The 24,999-nt window shown below is 41.3% G+C and carries 25 protein-coding genes; 5 read left to right on the top strand and 20 right to left on the bottom strand.

The window, feature by feature from the left end:
- Positions 1 to 5: 5 nt before the first annotated feature.
- Positions 6 to 326: a hypothetical protein gene (locus OQ279_RS16535; RefSeq protein WP_266071166.1), complete on the bottom strand. Its 321-nt coding sequence runs from the start codon at positions 324 to 326 to the stop codon at positions 6 to 8.
- Between the two features lie 20 nt (positions 327 to 346).
- Positions 347 to 778: a hypothetical protein gene (locus OQ279_RS16540; RefSeq protein ID WP_266071167.1), complete on the bottom strand. Its 432-nt coding sequence runs from the start codon at positions 776 to 778 to the stop codon at positions 347 to 349.
- Positions 779 to 958: 180 nt separating this feature from the next.
- On the opposite strand from OQ279_RS16540, the gene OQ279_RS16545 reads away from it, so the two are divergent.
- Positions 959 to 1,216, top strand: a complete 258-nt coding sequence (locus OQ279_RS16545; protein ID WP_266071168.1) for a hypothetical protein — start codon at positions 959 to 961, stop codon at positions 1,214 to 1,216.
- Between the two features lie 75 nt (positions 1,217 to 1,291).
- Here OQ279_RS16545 and OQ279_RS16550 read toward each other — a convergent pair whose 3' ends face one another.
- The 7 genes from OQ279_RS16550 to OQ279_RS16580 form a co-directional block, all read right to left on the bottom strand.
- Positions 1,292 to 2,665 (bottom strand): MBL fold metallo-hydrolase RNA specificity domain-containing protein, encoded by a 1,374-nt coding sequence (locus tag OQ279_RS16550; protein WP_266071169.1) that lies wholly within the window; start codon positions 2,663 to 2,665, stop codon positions 1,292 to 1,294.
- The gene (locus OQ279_RS16555) at positions 2,649 to 3,500 is read right to left on the bottom strand and encodes a PDDEXK family nuclease (protein ID WP_266071170.1); all 852 of its coding nucleotides are present in this window, start codon (positions 3,498 to 3,500) and stop codon (positions 2,649 to 2,651) included. Before OQ279_RS16555 ends, OQ279_RS16550 begins: the two co-directional genes overlap by 17 nt.
- 16 nt (positions 3,501 to 3,516) lie before the next feature.
- Entirely contained in the window at positions 3,517 to 4,365 is an 849-nt protein-coding gene (locus tag OQ279_RS16560) for a universal stress protein (RefSeq protein WP_266071171.1), read from the bottom strand.
- Between the two features lies 1 nt (position 4,366).
- On the bottom strand, positions 4,367 to 5,212 hold the full coding sequence (locus OQ279_RS16565; RefSeq protein WP_266071173.1) for a universal stress protein: 846 nt from the start codon (positions 5,210 to 5,212) through the stop codon (positions 4,367 to 4,369).
- 19 nt (positions 5,213 to 5,231) lie between these two features.
- Positions 5,232 to 6,080, bottom strand: coding sequence for a universal stress protein (locus OQ279_RS16570; protein WP_266071174.1), 849 nt, complete (start codon positions 6,078 to 6,080; stop codon positions 5,232 to 5,234).
- Positions 6,081 to 6,261: 181 nt separating this feature from the next.
- Positions 6,262 to 6,729 (bottom strand): Hsp20/alpha crystallin family protein, encoded by a 468-nt coding sequence (locus OQ279_RS16575; protein WP_266071175.1) that lies wholly within the window; start codon positions 6,727 to 6,729, stop codon positions 6,262 to 6,264.
- 105 nt (positions 6,730 to 6,834) lie between these two features.
- Positions 6,835 to 7,869, bottom strand: coding sequence for a response regulator (locus OQ279_RS16580; protein WP_266071176.1), 1,035 nt, complete (start codon positions 7,867 to 7,869; stop codon positions 6,835 to 6,837).
- Between the two features lie 210 nt (positions 7,870 to 8,079).
- On the opposite strand from OQ279_RS16580, the gene OQ279_RS16585 reads away from it, so the two are divergent.
- Together OQ279_RS16585 and azu are read left to right on the top strand one after the other, a co-directional pair.
- The gene (locus OQ279_RS16585; RefSeq protein ID WP_266071177.1) at positions 8,080 to 8,346 is read left to right on the top strand and encodes a zinc ribbon domain-containing protein; all 267 of its coding nucleotides are present in this window, start codon (positions 8,080 to 8,082) and stop codon (positions 8,344 to 8,346) included.
- A 115-nt stretch (positions 8,347 to 8,461) separates the two neighbouring features.
- On the top strand, positions 8,462 to 9,022 hold the full coding sequence (gene azu / locus OQ279_RS16590; RefSeq protein ID WP_266071178.1) for an azurin: 561 nt from the start codon (positions 8,462 to 8,464) through the stop codon (positions 9,020 to 9,022).
- 61 nt (positions 9,023 to 9,083) lie between these two features.
- Here the strand turns inward: azu and OQ279_RS16595 are convergent, their stop codons facing one another.
- From OQ279_RS16595 to OQ279_RS16605, 3 genes are read right to left on the bottom strand one after another with little or no spacing between them, the layout of a single operon-like run.
- Positions 9,084 to 10,085 carry an MlaD family protein gene (locus tag OQ279_RS16595; protein ID WP_266071179.1) on the bottom strand — a complete coding sequence of 334 codons (1,002 nt, stop codon included), beginning with the start codon at positions 10,083 to 10,085 and terminating at the stop codon, positions 9,084 to 9,086.
- Between the two features lie 5 nt (positions 10,086 to 10,090).
- The gene (locus tag OQ279_RS16600) at positions 10,091 to 10,855 is read right to left on the bottom strand and encodes an ABC transporter ATP-binding protein (RefSeq protein WP_370866538.1); all 765 of its coding nucleotides are present in this window, start codon (positions 10,853 to 10,855) and stop codon (positions 10,091 to 10,093) included.
- Position 10,856: 1 nt separating this feature from the next.
- Positions 10,857 to 11,636: an MlaE family ABC transporter permease gene (locus tag OQ279_RS16605; protein WP_266071181.1), complete on the bottom strand. Its 780-nt coding sequence runs from the start codon at positions 11,634 to 11,636 to the stop codon at positions 10,857 to 10,859.
- A gap of 175 nt (positions 11,637 to 11,811) precedes the next feature.
- Here OQ279_RS16605 and OQ279_RS16610 point away from each other — a divergent pair, with 175 nt between their 5' ends.
- Both OQ279_RS16610 and OQ279_RS16615 read left to right on the top strand, forming a co-directional pair.
- Entirely contained in the window at positions 11,812 to 12,759 is a 948-nt protein-coding gene (locus OQ279_RS16610) for a 1-phosphofructokinase family hexose kinase (RefSeq protein WP_266071182.1), read from the top strand.
- A gap of 32 nt (positions 12,760 to 12,791) precedes the next feature.
- On the top strand, positions 12,792 to 15,509 hold the full coding sequence (locus OQ279_RS16615; protein ID WP_266071183.1) for a cation-translocating P-type ATPase: 2,718 nt from the start codon (positions 12,792 to 12,794) through the stop codon (positions 15,507 to 15,509).
- Between the two features lie 26 nt (positions 15,510 to 15,535).
- On the opposite strand, the gene OQ279_RS16620 is transcribed toward OQ279_RS16615, so the two are convergent.
- From OQ279_RS16620 to OQ279_RS16655, 8 genes are all read right to left on the bottom strand, one after another.
- Positions 15,536 to 15,856, bottom strand: a complete 321-nt coding sequence (locus tag OQ279_RS16620) for a hypothetical protein (RefSeq protein WP_266071184.1) — start codon at positions 15,854 to 15,856, stop codon at positions 15,536 to 15,538.
- A complete protein-coding gene (locus OQ279_RS16625; RefSeq protein ID WP_266071186.1) occupies positions 15,853 to 16,707 on the bottom strand; it encodes a hypothetical protein in 855 nt (284 codons plus the stop codon). The genes OQ279_RS16620 and OQ279_RS16625 overlap by 4 nt, the downstream gene beginning before the upstream one ends.
- Positions 16,708 to 16,773: 66 nt before the next feature.
- Entirely contained in the window at positions 16,774 to 17,346 is a 573-nt protein-coding gene (locus OQ279_RS16630) for a pseudouridine synthase (RefSeq protein ID WP_266071193.1), read from the bottom strand.
- 225 nt (positions 17,347 to 17,571) lie between these two features.
- A complete protein-coding gene (locus OQ279_RS16635; RefSeq protein WP_266071187.1) occupies positions 17,572 to 18,240 on the bottom strand; it encodes a response regulator transcription factor in 669 nt (222 codons plus the stop codon).
- A 98-nt stretch (positions 18,241 to 18,338) separates the two neighbouring features.
- Positions 18,339 to 18,989, bottom strand: coding sequence for a helix-turn-helix transcriptional regulator (locus OQ279_RS16640; protein WP_266071188.1), 651 nt, complete (start codon positions 18,987 to 18,989; stop codon positions 18,339 to 18,341).
- A 10-nt stretch (positions 18,990 to 18,999) separates the two neighbouring features.
- Positions 19,000 to 22,020: an SbcC/MukB-like Walker B domain-containing protein gene (locus OQ279_RS16645; RefSeq protein ID WP_266071189.1), complete on the bottom strand. Its 3,021-nt coding sequence runs from the start codon at positions 22,018 to 22,020 to the stop codon at positions 19,000 to 19,002.
- The gene (locus OQ279_RS16650) at positions 22,017 to 23,240 is read right to left on the bottom strand and encodes an exonuclease SbcCD subunit D C-terminal domain-containing protein (RefSeq protein WP_266071190.1); all 1,224 of its coding nucleotides are present in this window, start codon (positions 23,238 to 23,240) and stop codon (positions 22,017 to 22,019) included. Before OQ279_RS16650 ends, OQ279_RS16645 begins: the two co-directional genes overlap by 4 nt.
- Positions 23,241 to 23,376: 136 nt before the next feature.
- Entirely contained in the window at positions 23,377 to 24,648 is a 1,272-nt protein-coding gene (locus tag OQ279_RS16655; RefSeq protein WP_266071191.1) for a carboxypeptidase-like regulatory domain-containing protein, read from the bottom strand.
- Positions 24,649 to 24,999 lie beyond the last annotated feature (351 nt).

Consider the following 24,999-nt stretch of genomic DNA (forward strand, 5'->3'; position numbering starts at 1 on the left):
TAAATTTAATACAGGAAGGTGATATTCTGCAACCCGTTAGCCGAAGAAATTAATGGAGTTTCTTCATGTGGGGAATGCTGGGCAACGCGGTTCTCCAGCAGTTTTAAGTCTTTCCTGGAGAGGTTTAACTGTTCTATGAGCTCTTTTACGCGAGAAAACAGCTGAGATTCAAGTATGGGTAAAGTGTATTCTTTAAGCATATCTTCAAAAAAGCGGTGTTCGTCTTTAATGAAGTTTAGTTCAGATTTCCACTGCAGGGAGGAGAAATGCATTTCATCGGGTGTTTTCCACTCAATGTACCGATAGTTATGTGTCTTTTTTTCCATGTCAAAAAGATTTAGACTTATTAATGCTCGTTACTTGTGCGTCTTAGCAGAGGGCCGGTGTAGGAGTAAATTTCGGACTTAAATTTTCTGAATTTTTTGGCAAAATCCAGTACTTTCTGTTTCAATTTTAAATGCTCCTGGTGGTAGAAGACCTCACAACTAATATCTTCACATTCCAGTATTCCTTCAATATCATAGCGATGATTATGAACTTGTGTGGTGAGATCGAGACATTCAAGTTTGATGTTTTGCAGGTCATCGTAGAATAATTGAAGCCTTTCGTACAGGTTGGGTACATCTTTTTGAAAAATCTCTGCACTAAGGTAGAGGTTCAAAAATGTAATTTCACCTTTAAAAAAAGTGAGTCTTTCTTTCCACCTCCTGTTTTCTTTGAGCAGGCGTTCTATTTCTTTTTCGTTGGCAGAGAAAGGTTTGGATGTGTTCCGGTTCATAATCTGCTGTATTTAAGTCATTAAGGTAAGCATAAAAACAGTTGATCAAGATGATATATGTCACATAAAAATAATTATGGAGCAGAAAATGAAGGCTAAAAATCTGGCAAAAAGCATCAAAAAATTTAACTAAAATATTTTTTCATCAGTATGTTTTGAGTGTCAAAAAATAATATACATTTGGCGCCTCAAACAATTAATAATTCATTTAAAATGAAAAAATCCTTTTTGACTTTTGCTGCTATCGCATTAGTATTCTCTTTTACTTCTTGTAAAGAAACAGCTACTGAAACTACTGAAGAAAGTGCAGTAGAAGTAATCGAAACTCCTGAGACTTCTGTTGAGGTTGAGGCTGTTGAGACTGAAGAAGTTGTTGATACTACCAGCACTGGCGGTGACGTAGTAGAAGACATTACAGATACTAACTCTGTAGAATAATTTATTATTTTTCAGATCCCGGCATTTCACTATGTCTAAACACAATCCGTGGCGAGAGCTACGGATTTTTTTTGTTTATACTTTTACTGTAATTACTTCTCCCAGGTGAGGGATTTTGGAAAGCCATTTATACTGGTCTTTTATTTTTACCCGTAGTACATCTGCAGCTTTTTTCTCTCCATGAACCAGGAATATTTGCTGTGGCATGTTTTGCAGATCATTTAACCACTGAAGTAACCCAGGCTGGTCTGCATGTGCAGAGAGACTGTTAATGGTTTTAATTTCTGCTTTGATGGGGTAGTATTTTCCAAAGATCTTTACATCGGGCACACCTTCCTGTAATTGCCTGCCTCTTGTGCCTTCTGCCTGAAAACCTACCAGTATAACAGTAGTTTCAGGTTTTTCGAGATAAAACCTTAAGTAGGTGAGTACTCTTCCGCCTGTCACCATCCCGCTACCGGCAATCACCACTTTGGGTTGAGGATCTTCAATAGTTTTCCAGGTATCTTTATACCGGGTAATGATTCTGAAGAACTTTTTCATCTTTTTGAATTCTTCAGTATTTAATTTGTGCCAGGACATATACCTGCCAAAGATCTTAAGTACCTCATTACCCATGGGGCTATCTATGTAAACCGGTATTCTGGGAATCTTATTCTCCTGGTAACACCTGTAAATTGCATACATAAGGGTTTGCAACCGCTCTACTGCAAAACTTGGAATAATAAGTGTCCCCCTGTTTGTAATCGTTTTATTGATAGCTTTGGCAAGTATCGCGTTTACATCTTCTTGTGGATGAATCCTGTCGCCATAGGTGCTTTCCAGAAATAAATAATCTGCATATTGAGGTTGTAATGGCTGTTCCAAAAGTAAATCGGACTTTCTTCCTACATCTCCGGAAAAGACAAAGATCTTACCATTAAGATTTAATTCTATAAAGGTAGATCCCAGAATATGTCCGTTTTTACGAAACCTGATCTTCACTTTTTCTGAAATTTCTATCCATTCCTCTGTTCTTACAGATTTGAACAATTTGATGGTTTGTGCAACATCCTCTTCATTATAAAGGGGTAGTGCGGGCTCATGTATAGAGTAATGCTCTTCGTTGGCCCTATCTGCGTCTTCTTGCTGAATTTTAGCGCTGTCGGTAAGAATAACTTCAGCAATAGCCAGGGTAGGAGAGGTTCCTAAAATGTCATTTTTGAAGCCTTCTTTTACCAGCTTTGGCAGGTAACCGGTATGATCTAAATGTCCATGGGTAAGCAGTATGAGGTCAATTTTTTCTGGGGGAAAGGGAAATGCTTTCCAGTTAAGCTCTCTCAATTCTTTAAGCCCCTGAAACAATCCGCAGTCTACAAGTATATTCATCCACGGAGTCTCCAGGAGAAATTTTGATCCTGTTACAGTGCCTGCAGCACCTAAAAAATGAATATTAACTAAGTTTTCCATGTTTTTTAGCAGGTGCTATTAATTCCTGCATTTCTTTTAATATTCTTTTCTTTCTGTTCTTGCTTATTTCAAGTTGGTCCAGAAGAAAATCGTCCTTTAATAGTTGCCGGCACAATACGTTATCCCTGCTCAAAAGAAATTGCTTTTCCCTTGTAGATAATAAGGTAGACACGGTGATAGGGTATAGCCCTAATTTATCTATTCTTTCTTTTAGACCTTCACCTTTTGGAAAATCCCAACCCAACAATTTTAGGCCCACACATTGCCCATAGGCAATAGCATCTTTTGTAAATCGCGTATTGGTTATTACCCATCCTTCATGCCTTACTTCTTCTTTACTATGGTTCTTCAGCTGGTAGCTTTCAAGGTCAACAAACCTTGAATTGATGTAAAGAGGGATTTTTACATCGCATTTTTTACCTTGTTCACTATGAAATTTACATTCCATGAACATTTTTAAGCCTTCAGTTTCAGCAATAACATCTACTTCATGGCTTACACAGGTTCCCTGGAGAATCTTTCCTACCTGTACATGATATCCGCTATTTTCGAACAGTGCTCCAATAAATTTTTCAAAAGGAAATCCTGTAGGGCCAAGTTCATAAATCGCTTTTTTTAGTTTATACCTTGAAGCTGTAAGTCCGTCCTGTTGCTGTAGAAGATCAAAGGCAATTTTGTAAATTTTCTTTGTTGAAATATTGGGGTGAATATGAGCCCGAAGGTTGTGAAGAATATCAGCGATCACATGCTCCTGCGCGCCAGATCTTCTAAGAGAGGAAGCAATTTTTGCTTCTGAATATTCAGATATTTCTCCAGAAGCTGTGGTGATCTTCATCTTTTAATATTTAGTTCTAATTCTTTTCCGGCTGATGCAATACCAATACCGGAACTTTTGAAAAATGCGCCATATTTTTGTATACCGGGTTTAGGAGCAGGTTTTCTAAAAAACTGTGCTTTTTGTTGACAAAGGCGATCATACCACTACCACGGCTTTCTGTAAACGAATATATTCCCAGGGGTACACTTAAATATTCCAGGAAGTGGAACGAATGCTTCACATCAGAGAGGTAATCTTTCAGCTGTTTTCTATTTTGGTGCTGGGTTTTGTTGAGTCCGCCTTCTTCTGAAATATGTAAGATTCGTAAAGCCGCCTTAAACTTGTGCACAAGAGAGATTAGATAATCAAGATCCTGAGGAGTGAGGCCTACTTTAAAGCTGTTGGCCAGTACAATTTCATTAGGTACAATAAAATCTACATGTGCAGGTACGCTTAATACAGGGCAATTTTCAATTTCCTCAATAATATTCAGGGAGTTGCTACCGTACATCACTTCTTTGTTTTCGGTATGGCCCTGGCTTCCTATCACCACCACATCAGTTCTTCTTTTGCGCAGTTCTTTCTTTACTGCATCAGGTAGAGGGAGGTTATGGAGTTTGCATTCAAAAGTATGAGCTTTGCCTTTGTTGCTTTCCAGTTCCTGCCTTACTTCTTCTATTTTCTTTAGAGCTTCTTCCTGCGCATTTGCAATGGCCGCTTCACCGGGTTTTGCCACCAGGTGACTGTTTTCGTAATAATTAAAAACTTTGTAAGCGTGCAGTAAAACAAAATGTGCTTTTTCATTCCTGTACATATCAATTACATACCTACAGGCATTTTGTGCATTTGCCGAAAAATCTGTGGGTAAGAGTACAGTTTTCATTTTACTTTCTTTTTTTTGAAGGAATTACCAAAAATGGCACTTTCACATTAAAACCTATTTCGTTGACTACAGGGGTAAAGAGTAAATTTTCAAAGAATGAATGTTTGTTGTTTACCATGGTAAGCATGTCTATTTCATTCTCTTCCTGAAAATCATATATGGCGCGGGTAACACTTTTGCCATTAATATTGTAAAAGTGATGGGCAAGGTCCTTAAAGGTTATTGATAATGCCTTTTTCCTGCTGGCCTGGTTTGATGTAAGATCTACTCCAAAATATACATGTAGAATATGTATTGTAGAAGAATGAGCAGTTGCCAGCTCTTCCATAATATTAAGAAGTGCCGGTATTTCTCCCTCATAATCTGTAGGGAAAAGAATTTCTTTGGGTGGCTTATACTCATAATGTGCCGGAATGGCCAGCAGTGGGCAGCGTGCTCTCTTTATGGCGTGAACGGTATGGGTGCCAAAAAGAATTTCTTCAGCGCCCGTAGCGCCTTTTGTACCCATAACAATGAGATCTATTTCTTTTTCGGCAACAATATCTTTCATTTCATCATTCAGGAGATTGAATGAAGAGATTTTCTCAAAATAATGTTTTTCATTTTTAAAATTTCGTTTTATTCGTCTTAGCACCCTTTCAAGCCCTTTTTTCGATTTATCCTGGTAAATTTCTGTGAGGGTAGGATAATTTGAGTTGTATACCAGATATTCATTATCGTAAAGTACAGGAGTGTATGTGTTTAGCAGAAAAAAGGTGCATTCCTCATTACTAAATAGCTGCACAGCATATTTGGCAGCATTATATGCGTTTTCGGAAAAGTCGGTAGGTAGCAGGATATTTTTCATGAGTTAAGGGTTTTGACTTTTAATACCGGTTGAAATTCTGGAGTACCAAAAATGGTATTTTTGGATGTAGTCCTATTTTATCTATTGTTGAACTGTAAAGTATATTCTCTAGATAACTGTGACGCGAGTTGACCAGCACCAGTAGATCAATGTTGAGATCGTCTATCATCTTTTTGATTGCTTCGGTTTTTTCGAGCTCTTCTTCCTGGTGTTGCTGCACATTTACATCGTATAAATGTTCCAGGATCGCCTGTTTGTTGTCTTCCTGCCTCAAAGTTATTTCTGAAAATTTTGAAGCATACAACATGTGAATCTCAGAACAGAAGGAGCGGGCGATTCCTCCAACCAGTTTTAATTCGCGGCGTTGGTAAGGAAGCAGGTAGTTGGTAGGAAAAAGAATTCGTTTGGGATCTGAAAATTCGTAATCTTCGGGAATACTCAACACCGGGCACTGCACGTATTTTATAATCTGAAGGGTGTTGCTTCCAAAAGTCAGTTGCCTGTCATTGGTAACACCCCGGGTGGAAGTAATAATAAGATCGGCGTTTTCTTTTTCGGCTAAATCATTTACCTCATCTATCAACAGTCCAAATGCTGAAATTGCATGGAATGTGTGTTTAGGATTGGCATAAAGGTCTTTTATCCGCTTCAGGATAACTGCAAGTTCTCTATCACTTTTTTCTTTAATGTTCTGTTTATATTCTTCGAGAAGATTAGATGTTATTACGCCCTCAAAACTGTAAACTTCATCGGCATATGCGTGAAGCACGTAAAATTCACTTCTTTCATACTTGAAGAGTTCTGCGGAATACTTTAGTGCCTGGAACGCATTTTCCGAAAAATCTGTGGGAACAATAATCTTTCTCATTTTATTGCATTTTCATTAAAGTTAGAGAAAGTTTCAGTAAAAAAGTATGACTGCGATCATGCAGGAGAAGAGACTACCCATTATGCAGCGGGTGAATTTCAAATGTTTAAATCATTCTACTTCCCTGCCTGCAACTTTAGGAATAATCGCTTTGAATCGCAGGGCAGTCTCTTCTTAAAGGTCAGGAAACTTTAATGGTTTTTGGTTTTTTAGTTTCTATGCCTTCTTTCTTGTGTAATTTTAATTTTAGAACTCCATCTTCATATCGAGCCGAGACATCTTTGTCTTCATCAATAGATTCAGGAATACTTACAGATCTTGAGAAGGAATTATAACTAAATTCTCTACTCACAAAACCTTCTTTTTCATCTTCTTTCTTTTCTTCTTTTTCAGCAGAGATAGTGAGAAGACCATTGTCAAGAGTGATGGTGAAATCCTCTTTTTTGAGGCCGGGGGCGGCGAGCTCAACTTCAAATTCTTTCTCTTTTTCTTTAATGTTCATTGCCGGATTAACATCACCGTCTCCATTAGGAGCGAAGAAATTTTTCATCAATCCGCGGCGGTCAAAAAAGTCTGAAAAGAAAGGATCACTCATAAAGGCATTGCTCAATACGGGAGCCCTGCGCTTTTTTGTTGTTGCTACTGACATAACCATGGAATTTAATGTTAGTAATTTTTTCTTCTAATTTACAGTACATTAACCCCGAAGAGCATGACAATTGTCATGTAGCGAAAGAAAGGTGTGCGAAAACTCCTAATGTATTTCCGTTAATTTTTCAAGCTGCAGTATCTTTATGTCACGGCCAATAATATCAATAATACCATCCTTTTTAAGGCAGGAAAGGCTTCTTATAAAACTTTCTGTAGAAATACCGGCAACACTGGCCATATCGCTGCGCGAAACCTTTAAAACGGGAGTATTATCGTCTTTTACCTTTTCAGCAAATTCCAGTAAGGTACTGGCTGTTTTTTTAAGGACCGATCCATATGCCATTTCTAACAGGTGAGTTCTAAGTACATCGAGGCTGTGTGTTATTTCTTCAGCAAATTCCAGCATCAAATCCCGGTTTTGTTCCAGCATTTGTAGAAATTCGTCATGAGATAACCTGTACAAAATACTTCTTTCCAGTGCCTGGGCACTTTCGGGATAATGGTTTGATTTTTTATAGCTATAGAAGCCCAAAAAATCCCCTTTTTGAGGAATAGTCGTGATAAGTTCTTTCCCGTACTCGTCAAGCCTATAGGTCTTCACCATCCCATGTTCCAGGAGGTAGACACTGCAGGCCATACGATTTTCCATAAAGATCTCTTCATTTTTTTCAGCCTCTATCTGTTCGCCATAAGTGCGCACATATTCTTTAAACTCTTCGAGGTGAAACTGGTTTTTACGGCCGGGACTTTTTTCTCCCTCCAGCTGTGCCCGTTTAGTAAGACGCTTTTCAATGGTTAAAATAAGATCTTCTTCGCTAAAGGGTTTGGTGATATAATCATCGGCTCCCAGGTTCATTCCCCGGCGTACATCGGCAGGATTTGACTTTGCTGATAGAAAGATGAACGGAATATTCCTGGTGTGGCGATTTTGCTGAAGCGCGGTATACACCTCGTACCCGTCCAACTCGGGCATCATGATATCTGATATAATAACATCGGGTAGTTCCTTGTATGCCTTTTTTAGTCCGGTTTTGCCTTCATGGGCAAGGAAAGTCCGGTAACCGGAAAGTTCGAGTAATTCCCGGGTGTTTTCTGCAAGAACAAGGTCATCTTCAATAAGGAGGACTGAGTTCTCCATGAGCTTGATATTTAAACTGATATATTGAAAAGTTACAAAAAACACCTCTCATTATCAGCGAATTAAAAATGTGAAATAAAGATACGTCAGAAAACCATATTTAGGAAATATTTAAGACCTGAAAGCCTTTTTTTTTCTCTTCTGTTTTTATCTTTAGATAAACCCTTTTTAGAACATTGGTTATTGTTCTGAAGATTAAGATGATATGCTATGAAGTCATTGACCTGTCAAAGCTGCGGATTGCCTTTTTCAAAGAAGTTTAGAGGCACCAATAAGGATCTTAGCAAGAACTCCGATTATTGTTTGAACTGTTTTAAGGATGGAACATTCACTAACCACCAGCTCAACATTCAGGACATGGAGAAAAAATTGCTGGAGATGGCCCGGCACCACGATGGCCTCACACTTGAAGAAGCCCAGCAAACCATCAAAATATTGCCCGATTTAAAGCGCTGGAAGATGACACACATCCTTTAAAAAAGGGCTGAGGTTTATACTTTCCTTAACTTCAGATTTTAAGAAAACCTGTTATAATTCTTTACCTTTGAGCTAAGTTCAAAAGTTAAAAGAGCTATAATTTAAAACCTAAAACATGAAAAACTTAAGCAGATTTTTTGCAGTTTTTTTAGCTGCAGTTCTAATGAGCTGTGGAAATGAAAAAAAAGAACAGGAAACTATAACTATTGGAGATGGAGGAAACCTTGAAACAGTGGAGACCACCCAAGATGCAGCTGCTGATGAAACAGCCCAGACCAATGATGCTATACAGCGGCAGGATGGGGTGGTACAGGTTAACCTCACCGGTAATGATCTAATGCAGTATAACCTCAATGAGATTAAGGTAAAAGCAGGTGACAAGGTAAAACTTACCCTTACCCATGTGGGGGAATTACCCGAAAATGCAATGGGCCACAACTTTGTACTGCTTAAGCAGGGAACAGATGTGGTTGATTTTGCCCAAAAAGCAGCTACTGCAACAGGTAATGAATACATCCCTGAAGGAACAGACGCTGTTATCGCCAAGACCGAAATGATAGGCGGTGGTGAGGAAACAACTATTGAGTTTACTGTTTCTGAAGCAGGAACTTACGATTTTATTTGTAGTTTCCCGGGGCATTACGTTCAAATGCGCGGAAAATTTATTGTAGAGTAAGCGCTTAATTTTTTATTCTGGCGGATAAAAAGGCTGTTTTAATTTTTAAAGCAGCCTTTTTCTATTCCTGTTCTTTATTTGTTTCTTCTTCTGCCTGTAATTTGGCCTGTCTTTTAAAGTAGCCTCTAAAGAGGATATTGTGCTGCAAAGCTTTCATGTTCTCGTCAAACTTTTTGGTAGCTTCTTCGATATTCTGAAGGGTAGCATCCAGTTTATCTACAGCACCGGCATCGTTTAATAAATAATCCAGCGTGCCTTCACCATTTTTTAGATCATAAGAAACCTGCTGCAGGTTAGAAGTCATTACCCCAATTTCAAGAGCAGAAATTTCAAGATTTGAGATAATTCCTTCAATTTGCTTTGCCGCGGTAGTATCATTTAGTAAAACTCCCGCAACACTTTCTTTAAAGTTCACCTGAGTGGTTATTTTGTTGAGGTTATTGACCATAATTGAAACTTCTCCTGTGGCCTTTCTAAGGTCTTTAATACTCTCCTTAATATTAGCTGCCATTTCCTTGTCTTTAATTAAAGCCCCCAGGGTGCCTTCCCCTTTATTAATGCTGTTGGTTATTTTCAGCAGGTCGGCGGTTAAAAGTGCAGCGTTCTCATTAGTTGTGTTAAGGGTGGTAAGCATATCGGCGGTGGCAATCTTACTAATAGATTTAATAGTATCTCCCGAGCTCACTGGAACGGGTGCCACATCTGCCTTTTCTCCCGGAAGAAGGTTTATGATCATGCTCCCTACCAGCCCGTCAGAACTAATCGTTGCGAGGGAGTTCTTGCTGATAAGATCCATAGTGCGCTGGTCAATTCTCATGTTTACGGCAATACTGGTGTCGTTAACTATGGTAATGCTTTGCACCGTACCCACATTTACTCCCGCAAAGCGAACATTGTTTCCGCGCTGTAGACCATTAACATCTTTAAACACCGAAACAATGACACTATTATTCCCAAACAGGTTTTGCCGGTTTCCTATGAAATAGACTGCGGTTATGAAAATTATAATTCCCACAATCACGAATATTCCTAATCTCAGGTTCTGTGAATTTGAATTTTTCATGTCTTTTATTTAAAGAAGGCCCTTATTCTGGGGTCTTCAGAAGTTGATAGTTCCTCAAAGGTGCCCTGCGCATAATTGGTACCGTCAAGTAACAGGATCATCCGGTGGGAGATCACTCTGGCACAGTCAACATCATGGGTAATGATCATTGAAGAAGTTTTATACCTTTTTTGAACGCTTGTCATTAATTCAATGATCTCTTTGGCTGTAATGGGATCAAGGCCGGTAGTGGGCTCGTCATAAATAATTATCTTGGGTTTAAGAATGAGTGCCCGTGCAAGGGCTATCCTTCGCTGCATCCCGCCCGAAAGTTCATTGGGCATAAGATCAATGGTTCTGGCCAGCCCTACATTCTCCAGTGCTTCAAGTACAAGTTCATCTGTATCTTTGATGTTCATTCTTTTGGTGTGCCGCCTCAATGGAAACTCCAGATTTTCTCTCACCGTCATTGAATCGTAAAGAGCACTACCCTGAAACAGGAACCCAATCTCTGCTCTAAGTTCATCCATTTGAGTGCGGTCAAGTTTCGTGATGTCCTGACCTAATACTTCGATCGTCCCGCTATCCGGTTCCATGAGACCTACAAGACACTTGATCATTACCGACTTGCCCGAGCCCGATTTCCCCATGAGTACCAGATTTTCGTTCTCGTACATTTCCAGGTTAAAATCCTTCAACACCACCTGGTCTCCAAACTGCTTGTGCAGGTTTTGGATTCGTATCACCGGTTTCCCTTTTGGTGTGGAAGAAGATGTAGGTTCGGCCGTCATGCTATCCATATATTAATTGGGTTAGAAAAACTGCTATAAAATCTATAATGAAAAGCAACATGCTCGTGTATACTACTGCGGAATTTGAAGCCCGACCCACACCGGCAGTTCCTTTACTGCTATTGTAGCCCTTGAAACACCCCACCAGCCCAATAGCAAATCCGAAGAAAAAGGATTTTCCCGTAGCAGGCAGGAGGTCCCTGAAACCAAGGGCACTAAAAACCTGATTAAAGTACAGCATAAAAGAAACCTGCCCTTTAATGTTCTCTACCAGGGCCGATCCAATAAGTGCAACAAAGTCACCAAAGATTATAAGAAGCGGAAGCATAAGGGTGGCAGCTAGAATTCGGGTGACAACAAGATACTTGAAAGGATTGGTGCCCGAGACTTCCATAGCATCTATTTGTTCGGTCACTTTCATAGATCCCAGTTCGGCACCTATGCTTGATCCAATTCGTCCGGCACAAATAAGAGCGATGATCACAGGGCCAATTTCCCTAACAATAGAAATACTAATCATATTCGGGATCCACGATGAAGCTCCAAACTCTTCTAAGGTGGGCCTGGATTGAAGTGTGAAGACCAGGCCAAGAATAAAACCTGTTACTCCTACAAGTAACAAAGATTTATTCCCCATTTGGTAACATTGCCGTAAAAACTCTTTGAATTCAAAAGGCCGGCTGAACAATTCCTTAAAGAACCGTGCGGCAAATTTTGACAGCGCTCCAATTTCAGCAAAAAAGGAGTACAGGTTTTTTTTCAATGGAAAACTTTCAGCCATTCCCTACAGTTTCTAGCTTAAAACTACCTTATAAATCCCGGAATAAGTATGATATCTCTCAGTTTTACGCCAGACTTCAGAAAATATGAAAAGCTTTTTCAGAATTTAACATTACAGTTTTAGGGTTAAAAAACTAATCTGTAAATTAGAGAGTAGACCAAATAAAATATAGGCAATGATAATAACCTTAACTGCCAATCCTGCCCTGGATATTTATTCAAAAACAGAAAGGCTCGAACCCAACGAAAAATTGAGGTGTGAGACACCGCTCATTGATGCGGGTGGAGGGGGAGTAAATGTTTCCCGGGTGATCAAGAGACTGGGTGGGCAATCTACCGCCGTGTATGCTAAGGGTGGTCACACAGGAAAGCTTTTTTACGATCTTCTGAAAAAGGAAGGGGTGACACAAAATCCTGTAGAGGTTACAAATGATTTGCGGCAGAATTTTGCAGTTACCGAAACTGCCACAGGAAATCTCTATCGCTTCGGTTTTCCTGGGGCTCAATTACAGGAATCGGAATATGAAGCTTTACTCGACAAAGTGAGCCGGTGTGAAAAAGGGGCTTTTTTAGTGGCAAGCGGGAGCCTTCCCCCGGGTGCACCCTCCAACTTTTATGCCCGGGTAGCGGCAAAAGCGAAAGCCTGCAGATTAAAATTTGTGCTTGATACTTCTGGAAAATCCTACCAGGGAGTTCTGGAGCAGGGAGCTTATCTACTAAAACCGAATAAAAGGGAGCTCAGCGATATTACGGGCCAATCGGCAGAAAATCTGGAGGAGCAAAAAAGCGCTTTGCTCGATATCCTTAAAAAGTATTCCGTAGAGATCATTGTGCTCTCTTTGGGGGGTGAAGGTGCGCTTTTGGCTACAAAAGGGGAAGTGAAACATTACCCTGCCCCGCAAGTGGAGCACGTTAGTTCAATAGGGGCGGGAGACAGTATGGTGGCCGGCCTGGTTTACGCCCTTTCTACAGGCCAACCTCTCAAAAATGCCATTTTGTACGGACTTTCCTGTGGCAGTGCAACCATAAAATCGCCGGGGACCGAACTCCTTAAAAAAGAAGATGTAGAGGTTCTTTATGAACAGCTGCTTAAACAAAATTTAAGGGAAGGCAGAACAATCTAAATATGAAGTAACAGAAATAATTAGAGGATGTCATGGAACAGAGGTTAAACAGCACGAATGCCTATCTTAAAACGGTAGAGGAAGTGGCAGGTGACCTCTCTGCAGATATCCGCCATGGCCTTTCTAAAGAAGAAGCAGAAAAGCGGCTGAAAAAGTACGGCCCTAATAAATTAAAGGAGGCTGAAGAAAGAAGTCTGTGGCACCTCATCCTGTCCCAGATCAATAATCCGGTAATTTATTTGCTGTTTGCTGCAGCCGCGCTTGCCCTTATTTTTGGCGATTTTGCTGAAGGAATAGCCATTTTCATTGTACTTATCGTAAATACCGTTATTGGTTTCTGGATGGAATTTCAGGCGCAGAAATCAATGAATGCCCTCAAAAACCTCGATAAGGTAAGGGCCCTTGTGGTGAGATCTTCTAAAGAAATAGATATTGATGCTGAAAATATAACTTCAGGAGATATTATTAAACTGGAAGCCGGAGATCTCGTTCCTGCCGACGCCCGAATTATCGAAGCTGTTGAACTTAAGGTTGATGAATCTCCCCTTACCGGAGAATCTGTACCTGTCGAAAAGAATTCCGAAGTAATTGAAGAGGAGCTGCAGGTGGCCGATCGCAAAAATATCCTCTACAAAGGTACCGCAGTTACCTCGGGCACTGCAACAGCCCTTGTTTTTGCTACCGGGATGGATACCGAAGTTGGCAATATCTCTTCGCTGGTTGAGGAGCAGGACCGGGAAGATACTCCTTTAAATATGAAGCTAAACAGGCTCACCAAAAAACTGATCTGGGTGATCCTGGTGATGGCAGCTGCCTTTTTCTTCTTTGGCTGGCTGGCGGGAGAAGAACTGTATCAACTGGTGCAAACGTCAATCGCCTGGTCTATTGCTGCTATCCCTGAAGGCCTGCCCATTGTTGCTAGTATCGCCCTTGCCCGCGGAATGGTAAGGCTGTCTAAAAAGCATGTTTTGATCAAGAGCCTGAGCGCGGTAGAAACGCTGGGAGAGACTACCGTGATCTTTACCGATAAAACCGGAACTTTAACAAAGAATGAACTTACCGTTCACAGCTTTTATCTCCCCGATGACGGACTTCTGAAGGTTGACCGGCACGGGCAAAAACCAACTTTACATGTTGATCTACAGGAAAAAAGTAATTTAAACGAGTTGCTGAAGATCTCTGTACTTGCCAATGATGCTTCCCTGGGGAATCCCGAAAATTCTGAAGAAAAACCGGAAGCAGCAGAAGAGGGAAAACCGGCTAAAGGAGACCCTCTTGAGATAGCCCTGCTGGATTTTGTGAGCAATTTTGACCCGGAATTTTATAAGGAATTACAGGACTTGCCCCGGGAATTACATGATCCTTTTGACTCAGAGTCTATGGTGATGGGAACCATTTACAAAGAAAACGATCATTTCTATATAGCCGGAAAAGGATCTGCCGATGCCATTCTTTCCCGTTCTACACAAATCCTGAAGCAGGGAAAACCGGAAGATTTTACAGAAGATGAAAAGGAGAAATGGAAACAGCGAAATCATGACCTGGCCGCCGATGGTTTGCGCGTACTTGGTTTTGCTTTTAAAACAAGTCAAAAATGTCCTGATGGCGAAGAAGCCGAAGATTTTCTACATGACCTCAATTTTGTGGGGCTGCTCGGTTTTATGGATCCTCCGCGAAAAGAAGTGGCTACAGCAATAGAGACTTGTAAAGCTGCAGGCATTAAAGTGATCATGGTAACCGGAGATCATCCTGCAACAGCGGCTAATGTGGGGCGTGAGGTAAAGATCGTTTCAGAAGAAGAACACCAACCCCCGGTTTTACATGGCAAAGACCTGCATAAACAGTTTGAAAAAAGTACCCAGGATGAACTCATGGGCATCAGGGTATTTTCACGCGTAGACCCCGGGCAAAAGCTACGTCTTATCAGCCACTTTCAAAATATGGGCGAGATCGTGGGTATGACCGGTGACGGAGTGAATGACGCGCCGGCTCTCAAAAAGGCCAACATTGGCATTGCTATGGGCAAGAGAGGTACGCAGGTAGCCCAGGAGGTCGCCGATGTGGTACTCAAAGATGACTCTTTTGGTTCTATAGTCAAAGCTGTTGAGCAGGGGCGCATCATTTTCGGGAACATCAGGAGGTTTGTGCTTTATCAGCTTTCTTACCACCTTGCTGAGATCATTTTGATCGCGCTTATAAGTTTCTCACTCTTTATCCTGCCTATTTTACCCCTGCAGCTGTTGTTTCTCAACCTGCTTTCAGATGTGTTCCCGGCTCTTGCGCTTGGCATAGGCGAAGGCAATCCTAACGTTATGAAGTTGCCCCCAAAAGATCCAAAAGAACCAATCATTAGCCGGTGGAATTGGGTGCAGATTGGAATTTACGGGGTGCTCATTGCTGCCAGTGTTACGGGAGCTTTTTTTTATTCCTATTTTATTTGGGAAGAAACGGAAGAGATCAATAATAACATCGCCTTTTTAAGCCTTGCGTTTGCGCAGTTCCTGCACGTACTCAATATGCGTGAGGGCAAAGAACCGTTGCTCAACAACCAGGTTACCCGTAACAAATATGTATGGATGGCGGTGGGATTTTGTGTGGCTGTGGTTCTCCTGGCCTACTTTATCCCGGTAGTGGCCGGGGTGTTGAGCCTGCAGCCTTTGCAAACAAACCATTGGGTTTTGATTGCCGGTGCCGGCATTTTACCCACTTTCATTATACAGGTCACAAAAGTCTTTTATAAAGACTTCTGATGCCCTCAAATTGAAAAATTTCAACTTCAGGTTAGCGCAGGAAAACTTATGCCTAAAATCAGCAGGTTAAGAATAGTGCCGTATTTTGCATCCTGCCAGTTTAACGTGATAAGAAACTGAGACAGGATGGCCCCTATAATAGCCAGAATGGGCCAGTAATTTGAAGCCATTAAAAAATAGACATCTGCTATAAAAATAAGCACGGCACTGGTAAGCCAAAGTATTCCTTCAAGTTTATTGATACTTCTGGAGAGGGTAGGTAAAAAATCTTCATGAACAGCTTTTACTACCCCCATGAGGTGTAAAATTGCATGTGTGAGGAGCAGGATGGAGATTAAGATTTTCATGGCTTTTGAAATAATGGTTTTGTGGTATTACGGTTTCGTTTAAAGGCAGGCACAAAGTCTATTTCAGGTTTTGGACTTATTAAAGTCGGAGCTTTTGGATTGGAAATAAAATTCACAAAAGCCGGGTTCTTCATTTTCATTTGCAGGCTATGCTCATCTTGAGGGAGCAATCGTAAATCAAAATTTTGAGCATCCTGCAGGTTTGAGAAACGGTATTCTTGCTGAGAGAAAACCTTCACCGCAGGATGATATATATTTAAAACTTCTTTTAGCCTGAAGCTGTCAATTTTTGCCTGTTGGGCATTCACTTTGCCGGGGTAGATCTTATGTATTTCAAGGGAAAAGCTGAAGTTTCCAAAGATTTTTTTAACCGGGGCAAGACTGGCTAACGAAACCTGAACGCCGGGTTCTGCTATGAGCAGCAATTTTTTGGGAAGTATAGGCTTCGCAATATCAGGGAGTGCCAAAAATGGCATTTTTAAGCCGGCATATAGTTTGGTCAACGCCGTCAAATGACTTAAAGCTCTGTTTCTGGTATTCAAAATAGCCAAAGAGAATTTTTCTTTTCTTTTGTAGAGATCTTCGGGCGATTTCAAGAGGTGCAGCTCATAATCTTCAGCAGGGAAAAAACTCCTTATTTTTTTCTGAATGGCATCCAATTCCTGTTTGATGACGAATTCGAGACAATTTAATTGAGATTCATTGTAAGACGGCCTGCAAGCCAATCTTTGTTTTATAGAAAAGGTCTCAAAATAGAAATGAGTTTTTCGGCCTCTCATGAGATGAAGGGCGTAGAGCAAGCCACTTCGGGGAAGCGACGAAACATCTGAAGAGATCAGAATATTGTTCATAGCCGAAAAAATTAGAACAATAATTTACTGAAAATTCCAGATAGATTATATGATTTTTATCAATTATTAATAGGTAAAATTCTTAACTTCAATAACTTCTCCCGAATTTAAGCTGTCAAGTTTCTCCTGGCCTATACGTACCCTTACCAGCCTAAGAGTGGGAAAACCGGCCGCTGCAGTCATTTTTTTTACTTGTCTAAACTTGCCTTCAGTGAGTGTAATTGAAATCCAGCTGGTAGGGCCGTGCCTTTCATCCCTAATGGGTTTTGCCCGGGGAGGAAAATCAGGAAGAGATTCCAGCATCCTGGCTTCGCAGGGTTTGGTAAGATATTTTTTTCCATTGATCCCTATCTCAACTCCGTTACTTAATTTTTCAATGTCCTTTTCTTTAATGAGGCCATCTACCTGCACGTAATATTCTTTTTCTACATTCCCTCCTGTAATCTCTGCACTCACCTTACCATTGGTGGTAAGCAAGAGCAGGCCTTCCGAATCTTCATCCAATCTGCCAATCGACATAGTGCCTTCGGGGAAATCCCCTAGTTCTCCCAGCATTTTCTTACTGCGGCGGGTGCGCTGGTTACTCACGAACTGGCTTAAAAAGCCGTAGGGTTTATATATTTTAAAGTGTCTGTGCATAAAATAGTACCACAACAATATCTTTTTGTTGTTCGTAGGCAAAAATAAGGCTTTCGTCTTTTAATTTTAACAGAAAAAGGGCGAAAATCCCCAAAAGTGGGTATTGGTGGAGGAGGTGTGAAATACTATTTTTATCACGTGAAATTGTACCGGATATTTCAGTTATGAGTCCGGTGCAACGGAGTGAAAAATCGGGGGTGTAGGGGCCCCGATTTTTTTTTGTGCTTAAATAAGATCGTAGGCCCGGGCGTATTCCGTAAATTCGAAACTGGTAGAAATATTCAGTTTCTTTTTGATATTCTTGCGGTGAGTGTGCACGGTGTCTATAGAAATGTGCAGTTCTTTTGCAATATCTGCCGAACTCTTTCCCAGAGCCACCAGTTTTAAAACTTCCTTTGCCCTTTTTCCAAGGCTAAGAAATTTACTTAGGTTTTCTTTGAAGAACATATTTTCTTTTAAAAGCCGCTCTGCTTTATTTTCAATATGCTTCATGCGGTCAACGGGAAACGCGACAGTGACCAAATGAGTGGCTGAGCCATCATCAGCCTGATGAAAGATCCTTATAGACCCAATGTGCCATACCCATTCCTGGCGGTCTTTAAATTTCACCTGCTGAAAAAAAGTAAAGGTTTCTTCTGGATCCTTTTTTTGAAGCAGCTTTCGCAGTTTCACTATGAAATCTTCCATATCTTCATTATTGAAGAAACGGTCATGGTATTTAGGTCCCATTTTAGAAAGCTCCTCTAAAGAAACTCCCAGTTGATATAGCCCGCGGGAGCTCATGTAAACAGTCTTGAAGTCTTTTTCCCTTAATTCATGGATTATGACCACACCGGGCATAGCTTCTGCACATTCAGAGAAGAGAGTCAGTTTTTGTTCAAAGGTTGGCTGCAAGGTTCCGGTTGTTTGCTATTTAAAAGTAGCACAAAACACAGGTTCTTTAAAAAAACCTTAAAGAAAATCGATAAAGGGTATCTTTTTTTCGATATCTATCACATTAGGTCATAAGCCCGGGCATATTCCTGGAGTTCAAATGAGTTGGCAACCTCCAGTTTTTTCCGAAGAGATTTTAGATGAGAATTCACCGTATCTGAAGATATGTTTAATCGCTCTGCCATTTCATTAGTTCTCATCCCTTTTCCTGCCAAACCAAGGGTTTCAATTTCCCGCGGAGTCAACTTCCCGTATTTTTCAAGGTTCTTCCGGGCAAAATCTGTTTCTTCCATTAAGCGCTCAGCTCTTTTTATCGTCCATTCAAAATCTTTAAGTGGCACTGCGTAGGTGATAGTGTGAGTAGGTTGAAAATGAGCTTCGATATGAAAAATTTTTATAGAAGCCGCATACCATTGAAAGCTTCCCTGAATTTTGACCTGGTGAAAGAAGGTATATGTTTCATCAAGTCCTTCCAATTCAATCAATGACTCCAGCGATTCCAGATAATCCCTTATGTAATTTGATTTAAAATAGATATGTTGGTAATTCTCCTTTGTAGCTATAAGTTCATTGAGGGTCAAGCCCAGCAGTTCCAGGCCGTTTGAGGTCATAAATAGAGGTTTAAAACCCTCTATTTCATTGATCACCGTAATTCCCGGAAGCTTTTCAAATTCTTCTGAAAATGTAGAAATTTTTTCTTCTACTGTCATAAGTCATAATTTATCCTATTACCTCCAGTGAACTATAGCCCTGGCCATTTCTGCTAAGTCGTATCTGTGTGGCAATTCGTTCTTTTAACGAGTCAACATGGCTAATAATTCCAATGGTCTTAGATGATTCTGCCTGCAGCTTTTCCAGCGTATCCAAAGTTTGGTCGAGGGTTTCAGGATCAAGGGTGCCAAAACCTTCATCAATAAACAAGGAGTTGATCTCGACATTTCGCGAAGCCAGGTCACTTAAAGCAAGGGCCATAGAGAGGCTTAGCAGAAAAGTCTCACCTCCCGAAAGTGTCTTTACCGAGCGTCTTTGGCCTCCCATATGTTCGTCTATGGCTACCAGGCTGTCGTCTTCGTCTTCTAAAGGTTTGTCGATCCTGTAGCGGTCGCTTAGATCCTGAAGCCTGCGGTTTGCCAAAATGAGTAGCTGTGAGAGGCTTAGATCCTGGGCAAAGTCGTTAAATTTCTTCCCGGTGGCGTCTCCCACGAGCTGGTTGAGCAGTTCCCAACGTTTTATTTTGCCCTTCACTTCTTTAAGATCTTCCTCAATGGCAGCAATTTGTGCCCGTCGTTCTTTGTCGTTTCGCAATTTGCGCCTCAATTCTTCGCACTCCTCATTTAAAGAAGTCAGTTGCGCTTTTGTCTCCTGCAGCTGCTTTAAAAGATTTTCCTCATTTTGTGGCAAATCCTTTTGTTGTAACTCTTCGAGTTGCGTTTTAAGCGTTTTTAAAGAGGCTTCAATTTGCCCTTTTTGAGAGGTAAGTTCTTCCCGTTTTCTGTTGAGCTGTGAATATTCTGTTTCAGGTAGGAGTCTTTGCAGGGCTTCAGAAATATCTTTGCAACCGGCTTCAGAAATACTGGGGTGCAGAAGTTTTTCCAGCGTTTTGAGCTCAGCAGTTTTATTGGTCAGTTTTTGGTTGAGGTCTTTTCCCTGGCTGGTAAGCGAATTTTGTTGGTGTTGTAGCGAAGTCCACGAATTTTGCAACTCCAGGCAGTCGGTATCAATATCTTTCCCGCTGTACAGGCCGTCAAGCTCTCTTTTGATCTTTTTTCCCTCTACCAGTACGTTTTGAATTTCGGTAAGTATGGGAAGCCCGGTCTTAATAGCGTTCAGCTTCCTGTTTTGTTTTTCAAATTCATCAAGAAGGCTAATCTTCTTTTCACTGCTGTTGCAGAATTCTTCCCAGTCTTTCCCTGCCGGATTGATCTTTAAAAATACCTCTTCAAAATGCCTTTTTTGAGCCTCCACTTTGCTTCGGTTTTCCTGGATGAGCAGTTGAAGTTCGCCAATTCTCTTCTGGTGATGCGCCAGGCTGGTCTCACGGCTGGTCACCTGCCTTTCCATTGCCGAAAGCTCTTTTTTCAGCTTTAAAAGTTCCTCCTGTAAAGTGTTATTTTTGGCAGGTAAGTGGGTGGCATAAGGATGTTCGGTGCTGCCGCAAAGCGGGCATGGTTCGCCGTTCTTCAGGTTATGCCTGTGTTGTTCCAGGCTCGCCTTAAGCAGCTCATTTTCCTTTCTTAGTTGCAGGTTCTCCACATCTTTTTGAAGGGTTTGCATCTCTTTTTTTGCTGAAGCCACCTCCTGCGGAAGGTTTGCAACCTGCCCAAGCAGTTCTTTTTCCTCTTTTGTTGCCCTTTCAATTTCTGCGGAAAGATTTTCTATCGCCACCCATTCCTGTTGTGCTTTTCTTCCCTGCTGAAGGAGTTCCCGTAACCTGATTTTTTCGGTTTCCACATTTTGAAGGTCTATCTCTTTCAGTTGATCCTGAAGCTCCTGAAGCCTGTTTTCGCCCGCAGTTTTCATTTCTTGCAGCTTCAGTTCTTCGGCTTTGAGATCGCCATTCAGCTTAAACGGAACTTCTCTTAACTCCAGGTCAAAGCGCTCCTGCAGGTTGCGATAATGGCTCAGTTTTTCATCCCGTTGCTGCTGAAGTTTTCTCACATTGCGGGAAAAAGCTTGCAGGCTGCTCTCAATCTCTTCTGTAGCAGGCTCATTTTTCAAAAACCTGCTGATGTTCTCAAGGCACTGGCTAATACCTTTCCTATTTTTTTCTACGTCACCAGCATGCCTGGCAAGTTCTTCCTTTATTTCCCTGCAGCCGGCATCTAGATTTTGCCACTTGCGCAAATCTTCGGCAAAGCCTTGTACCTGCTCGTGTTGCTTTAGCTTTTCTCCCTTTTCTTTTTCAAAATCAATAAGGTTTTGGCTGGCATTGAGCTGTAGTTTCTCCTGTGCTGCAATTTGCTCCTGCTGTGAAGAAATATTCTTCTTGAGTTCTTTAAGTCTTTCCAGTTCGCGGGTTTCCTTCTCCAGCGGCTCACACATGCCCGATTTTTGAGTAAGAGCTGTAGTGAGCTCCTGTAAAACTTCCTCCTCTAAAAGGTCTTTTTGAAGCACATTTATTTCCCGCTGCCTGTCTTCAATTTCGGCATTGACTTTTTTAAATTTCTGATAAACTTTGATGCCTACCTGCCTGTAAATTCCTGTTCCCGTGATTTTTTCAAGAAGCTCCCCGCGTTCATCTTTTTTAGCCTTTAAGAACTGGGCAAAATCTCCCTGTGCCAGCAGCACCGATTTTATGAACTGGTTGTAACTTAAACCTATAAGCTCCTCGTTCTTTGAAGGGACATCAGACTTTTTATAGTCCAGGGGTTTGCCGGTAGCCAGATCGTAGAGGAACATTTCATAATCGCGCAGGTTGTTGTTGCGATTGGTTGAAATGCTCCATTCGCTGGCGTAAATTCCTTTTTTTGCCTGGTAAGTAACCTTTGCAAAAGCCTCTTTTTGGTTGCGGGTAAGCAGCGCCCCTTTATTGATGATGTCGTTCTTACTGATCTTTCCCAGGCGCGGCACCATGTTGAAAAGGGCAAGGGAAATCACGTCTAGAATTGTGCTTTTTCCGCTGCCGGTAGGCCCAGTAATAGCAAAGAGCGAACTTACCGTAAAAGGCACTTTTGTGAAGTCTATCTCATGCTTTCCCTTGAGAGAGTTGATGTTCTCAAATTCTATTTTTAAGATCTTCATATTTCTGCATTTTCATCCCGGTGCAACTCTTCAAGTATTTCGTCAAAAGCCGAAAGGATTTCCTGCTTTGTTTCGGTATCATACTCGTGTTTTGCAATGAGCTCCAGGAAAACATCTTTGGGCTTTAAATCCTGTAATTGTTTATCGGCACTAAAAGCCTGGCCTGCACCTTTTAACTGATTTTTAAAACCTGCCCTGTGTTTTACAATCCGGTAACCTTCTTTTTGAAAACCAGAAACCAGGGTATCGAGGTCATAGATCTTTAAGGCATCATACTGCTCCTCTTTAAGCTCTACTTCGATGAGGCTTTCAAGATCTTTTTTCTCCTCTAGCTCATCCAGTTTTAAGCTGATTTGTTCAAGGTCGCCACTTATCTTTAAAAGAGCGCGAAACCCCGGAACAGGAACACTTTTTGGTTCCCAGCCTTCTTCAGAATCAATGATAAGTACTCTTTTTTCATCCCGGCGTTCGCTGAAGGACAGGGGCAGGGGAGAACCGCTGTAAAATGCAGGCACAGCAGCGGCTACCCGCTGGGGTTTATGGATATGCCCCAGGGCAATGTAATTGAAATAGCTACCAAACCTGGAGGCTTCAAAAGCTGCCAGATTCCCTATCTGAATTTCTCTTTCACTTTCTGAAGTTTCAATACCTGCGGTGAAGAGGTGGCCCATGGCGAGTGCAGGTACAGCCGGAAACTGCTGTTCACAAATTTGTGCGGCTTCAAAAAAGGTATTCTGAATACCATTTTTGAGAGCTTCAAGACGGTCTTCATGAGTTTCAGATTCAGTCGATTTTCGAAGATCGGCGTCACGCAGGAAGGGAACGGCCGCAATTACCAGGTTAGTTATTCCGTCGGAATTTTTTATGGGAATGATGAGTTCTTCCAGGTTTTGGGGCATTCCGCCAACAATCTCGATATCTAGAGCTTTCAGGATCTCTTTTGGCGCCTCGAGCATGGCTGGAGAATCGTGGTTGCCGCCTGTTAGAATGATCTTGCAGTCAAAGCGGTTCATCTTTACCAGCGCGCGGTAGTACTGGCGCCTTGCTTCGGAAGATGGATTGGCAAGATCAAAAATATCTCCCGAAACCAGCAGAACATCTATTTTTTCTTCTTCAATGGTCTTGCACAGCCAGTTGACAAAGAGGTCGAAATCTTCGGCCAGTTCGGTTTTGTGAAGTTTTTTTCCAATATGCCAATCGGCCGTATGCAGGATCTTCATTGGGTTTAACTTTTAGCTTCCGAAGTTAAAGGAAAGCTTGGTGCCCTGCAAAGTTAATGACTTAAACAACAAAATATGTCCTCTCAAAAATGTGCTTTAAAAATGTCATTTTTGAGAGGTATTTCATCAAACAGATCTAGTTGTTCTCTAACTTGTCGCGTATTTTATCTATCGCACTTTCAATAGATTCATCGGGTTCAATAATATTGTTCTCACCCCAGAAAGAAAGATCTGCAAAGCCCGAAATATCGTCATTCATGATCACCCTTCGGCTTAAAAAGCTATCATCTCTTTTGACCTTTTCGGTATTCACCTCCCAGTTGGTCACGGCGAGTTCGCTGTTTACTTTATAGCGGGAGTTGAAGAGTTTCCGCTTCCAGTTTACCACAAATTCAAGTTGGGTATTGCCATAGCCAAAGTACCAGCGGCCGTCTTTTTGCCTGTAGGTAATGTCGTACTTCACTTCTACGGGATAGACCTTTGTTCCGCCGGGTTTTTTCTGAACAAACAAATCGGTCGCAGCCGAGCGGTTATCTACGTTGAGGTTAAAAGAAGCTTTGACCAGGGAGAAAGTGTTGGCATCAATGAAAAGTTTGCCATAATACCAGGGCATTCTTTTATCCAGCTCTTCAAAATTTACAACGTAGAGGTACTGTTCGTCAATTTTGGTAGGATTGTCAAAGCTGAATTTGAAATTGGCAAGATCCCGCTGATTGAAAATATGCGTAGGATTTTTCATAAGGTCTATGCTCAAAGGATTGTAAGGCCCACCCCGTAACTTAAGGGCTACAGTGTCCAGCCGGGTATAATCGGCTGTTTTTCGAGCTTTCACCAGGGCAATATCGTCATCACTGTTAGAATCATAAGGTTGTTTGTGGATTTTTACAACGGCTTCAGAAAGAGAGACATTTTTTCGGCCTCTTTTTATAGCTTCCCTGTAAAAGGCAGTCATGGTTGTACGGTCGGTAAAATAGTTGTTTCCGCGGGTTTCCAGCATATTGTGAACCAAAGCAGCAGGATCGGTATACGTGAAAATGCTTACTTCATTGAGCTCTTCTAATGATTCCTGAAGTGGTATGACAACTTTGTCCTGCTGAAAGAATTGCAAAGGGATTGTGCGGCTTTGGAAGCCAAGAAAGGAAACCTGCACATTTACATCTTTGAGGTTTTGAGGGATCTTTAAGGAAAATTCCCCGTCACTGTTGGTCACTGTAGAGATGTTGGTGTTTTGAACAGATAGGTAGGCACCGGCCAGTGCATCGTTGTTTTGGCTGTTAACAACCTGTCCTTTATATTCTGTATACTCTTGTGAAGGTTGCTGAAAAGCAGTCACAGCTCCTGGAGACAAAACAAAAAACAAGAACAGGATAACAATGGGCCTTGCGAAAAATGAAGTTGGATTTCTCATGGCGTTAAAATTATAGGGATACGCTATACAAGATACTGAATTTTAATTGATTATTAATATTTTGCTTCAGGATTTTAAGGGTGCAGAGGTGGTGAAAACCTATAGTGAGCTTATTATTGCTTTTGTTCCTTGTGTTTTTCTTATCTTGATGTATGTAAATAGATTACATTAATTTTTAAAGCTGTTAAATAAGGAAGGGAGCAGGTAGAAGAATTGGTTTTAAATAGGGGATAAGGCTGATACTTTGCCCTCCCTTCCAATTATAGCATTTAGTGAGGCTGTCTGAAAAGGCAGCCTCTTTTTTGTATAAAAAGTTATAGCTGCTTATTTTTAGGCTATGAGCAGAAAAGT

Source organism: Salinimicrobium profundisediminis, from assembly GCF_026241755.1.
Classification (GTDB): Bacteria; Bacteroidota; Bacteroidia; order Flavobacteriales; family Flavobacteriaceae; genus Salinimicrobium; species Salinimicrobium profundisediminis.

What these genes read in the sequence shown, in the direction of transcription:
- OQ279_RS16570 (WP_266071174.1), bottom strand. Translation starts at nt 6,080, where the DNA reads ATGAGAAAGATTATTGTTCCCACAGATTTTTCGGAAAATGCGTTCCAG.
- OQ279_RS16625 (WP_266071186.1), bottom strand. Translation starts at nt 16,707, where the DNA reads ATGAACAATATTCTGATCTCTTCAGATGTTTCGTCGCTTCCCCGAAGT.
- OQ279_RS16540 (WP_266071167.1), bottom strand. Translation starts at nt 778, where the DNA reads ATGAACCGGAACACATCCAAACCTTTCTCTGCCAACGAAAAAGAAATA.
- OQ279_RS16550 (WP_266071169.1), bottom strand. Translation starts at nt 2,665, where the DNA reads ATGGAAAACTTAGTTAATATTCATTTTTTAGGTGCTGCAGGCACTGTA.
- OQ279_RS16575 (WP_266071175.1), bottom strand. Translation starts at nt 6,729, where the DNA reads ATGTCAGTAGCAACAACAAAAAAGCGCAGGGCTCCCGTATTGAGCAAT.
- OQ279_RS16585 (WP_266071177.1), top strand. Translation starts at nt 8,080, where the DNA reads ATGAAGTCATTGACCTGTCAAAGCTGCGGATTGCCTTTTTCAAAGAAG.
- OQ279_RS16630 (WP_266071193.1), bottom strand. Translation starts at nt 17,346, where the DNA reads ATGCACAGACACTTTAAAATATATAAACCCTACGGCTTTTTAAGCCAG.
- OQ279_RS16620 (WP_266071184.1), bottom strand. Translation starts at nt 15,856, where the DNA reads ATGAAAATCTTAATCTCCATCCTGCTCCTCACACATGCAATTTTACAC.
- OQ279_RS16600 (WP_370866538.1), bottom strand. Translation starts at nt 10,855, where the DNA reads ATGACGGCCGAACCTACATCTTCTTCCACACCAAAAGGGAAACCGGTG.
- OQ279_RS16605 (WP_266071181.1), bottom strand. Translation starts at nt 11,636, where the DNA reads ATGGCTGAAAGTTTTCCATTGAAAAAAAACCTGTACTCCTTTTTTGCT.
- OQ279_RS16645 (WP_266071189.1), bottom strand. Translation starts at nt 22,020, where the DNA reads ATGAAGATCTTAAAAATAGAATTTGAGAACATCAACTCTCTCAAGGGA.
- OQ279_RS16555 (WP_266071170.1), bottom strand. Translation starts at nt 3,500, where the DNA reads ATGAAGATCACCACAGCTTCTGGAGAAATATCTGAATATTCAGAAGCA.
- OQ279_RS16580 (WP_266071176.1), bottom strand. Translation starts at nt 7,869, where the DNA reads ATGGAGAACTCAGTCCTCCTTATTGAAGATGACCTTGTTCTTGCAGAA.
- OQ279_RS16640 (WP_266071188.1), bottom strand. Translation starts at nt 18,989, where the DNA reads ATGACAGTAGAAGAAAAAATTTCTACATTTTCAGAAGAATTTGAAAAG.
- OQ279_RS16655 (WP_266071191.1), bottom strand. Translation starts at nt 24,648, where the DNA reads ATGAGAAATCCAACTTCATTTTTCGCAAGGCCCATTGTTATCCTGTTC.
- OQ279_RS16610 (WP_266071182.1), top strand. Translation starts at nt 11,812, where the DNA reads ATGATAATAACCTTAACTGCCAATCCTGCCCTGGATATTTATTCAAAA.
- OQ279_RS16565 (WP_266071173.1), bottom strand. Translation starts at nt 5,212, where the DNA reads ATGAAAAATATCCTGCTACCTACCGACTTTTCCGAAAACGCATATAAT.
- OQ279_RS16535 (WP_266071166.1), bottom strand. Translation starts at nt 326, where the DNA reads ATGGAAAAAAAGACACATAACTATCGGTACATTGAGTGGAAAACACCC.
- OQ279_RS16560 (WP_266071171.1), bottom strand. Translation starts at nt 4,365, where the DNA reads ATGAAAACTGTACTCTTACCCACAGATTTTTCGGCAAATGCACAAAAT.
- azu (WP_266071178.1), top strand. Translation starts at nt 8,462, where the DNA reads ATGAAAAACTTAAGCAGATTTTTTGCAGTTTTTTTAGCTGCAGTTCTA.
- OQ279_RS16595 (WP_266071179.1), bottom strand. Translation starts at nt 10,085, where the DNA reads ATGAAAAATTCAAATTCACAGAACCTGAGATTAGGAATATTCGTGATT.
- OQ279_RS16615 (WP_266071183.1), top strand. Translation starts at nt 12,792, where the DNA reads ATGGAACAGAGGTTAAACAGCACGAATGCCTATCTTAAAACGGTAGAG.
- OQ279_RS16650 (WP_266071190.1), bottom strand. Translation starts at nt 23,240, where the DNA reads ATGAAGATCCTGCATACGGCCGATTGGCATATTGGAAAAAAACTTCAC.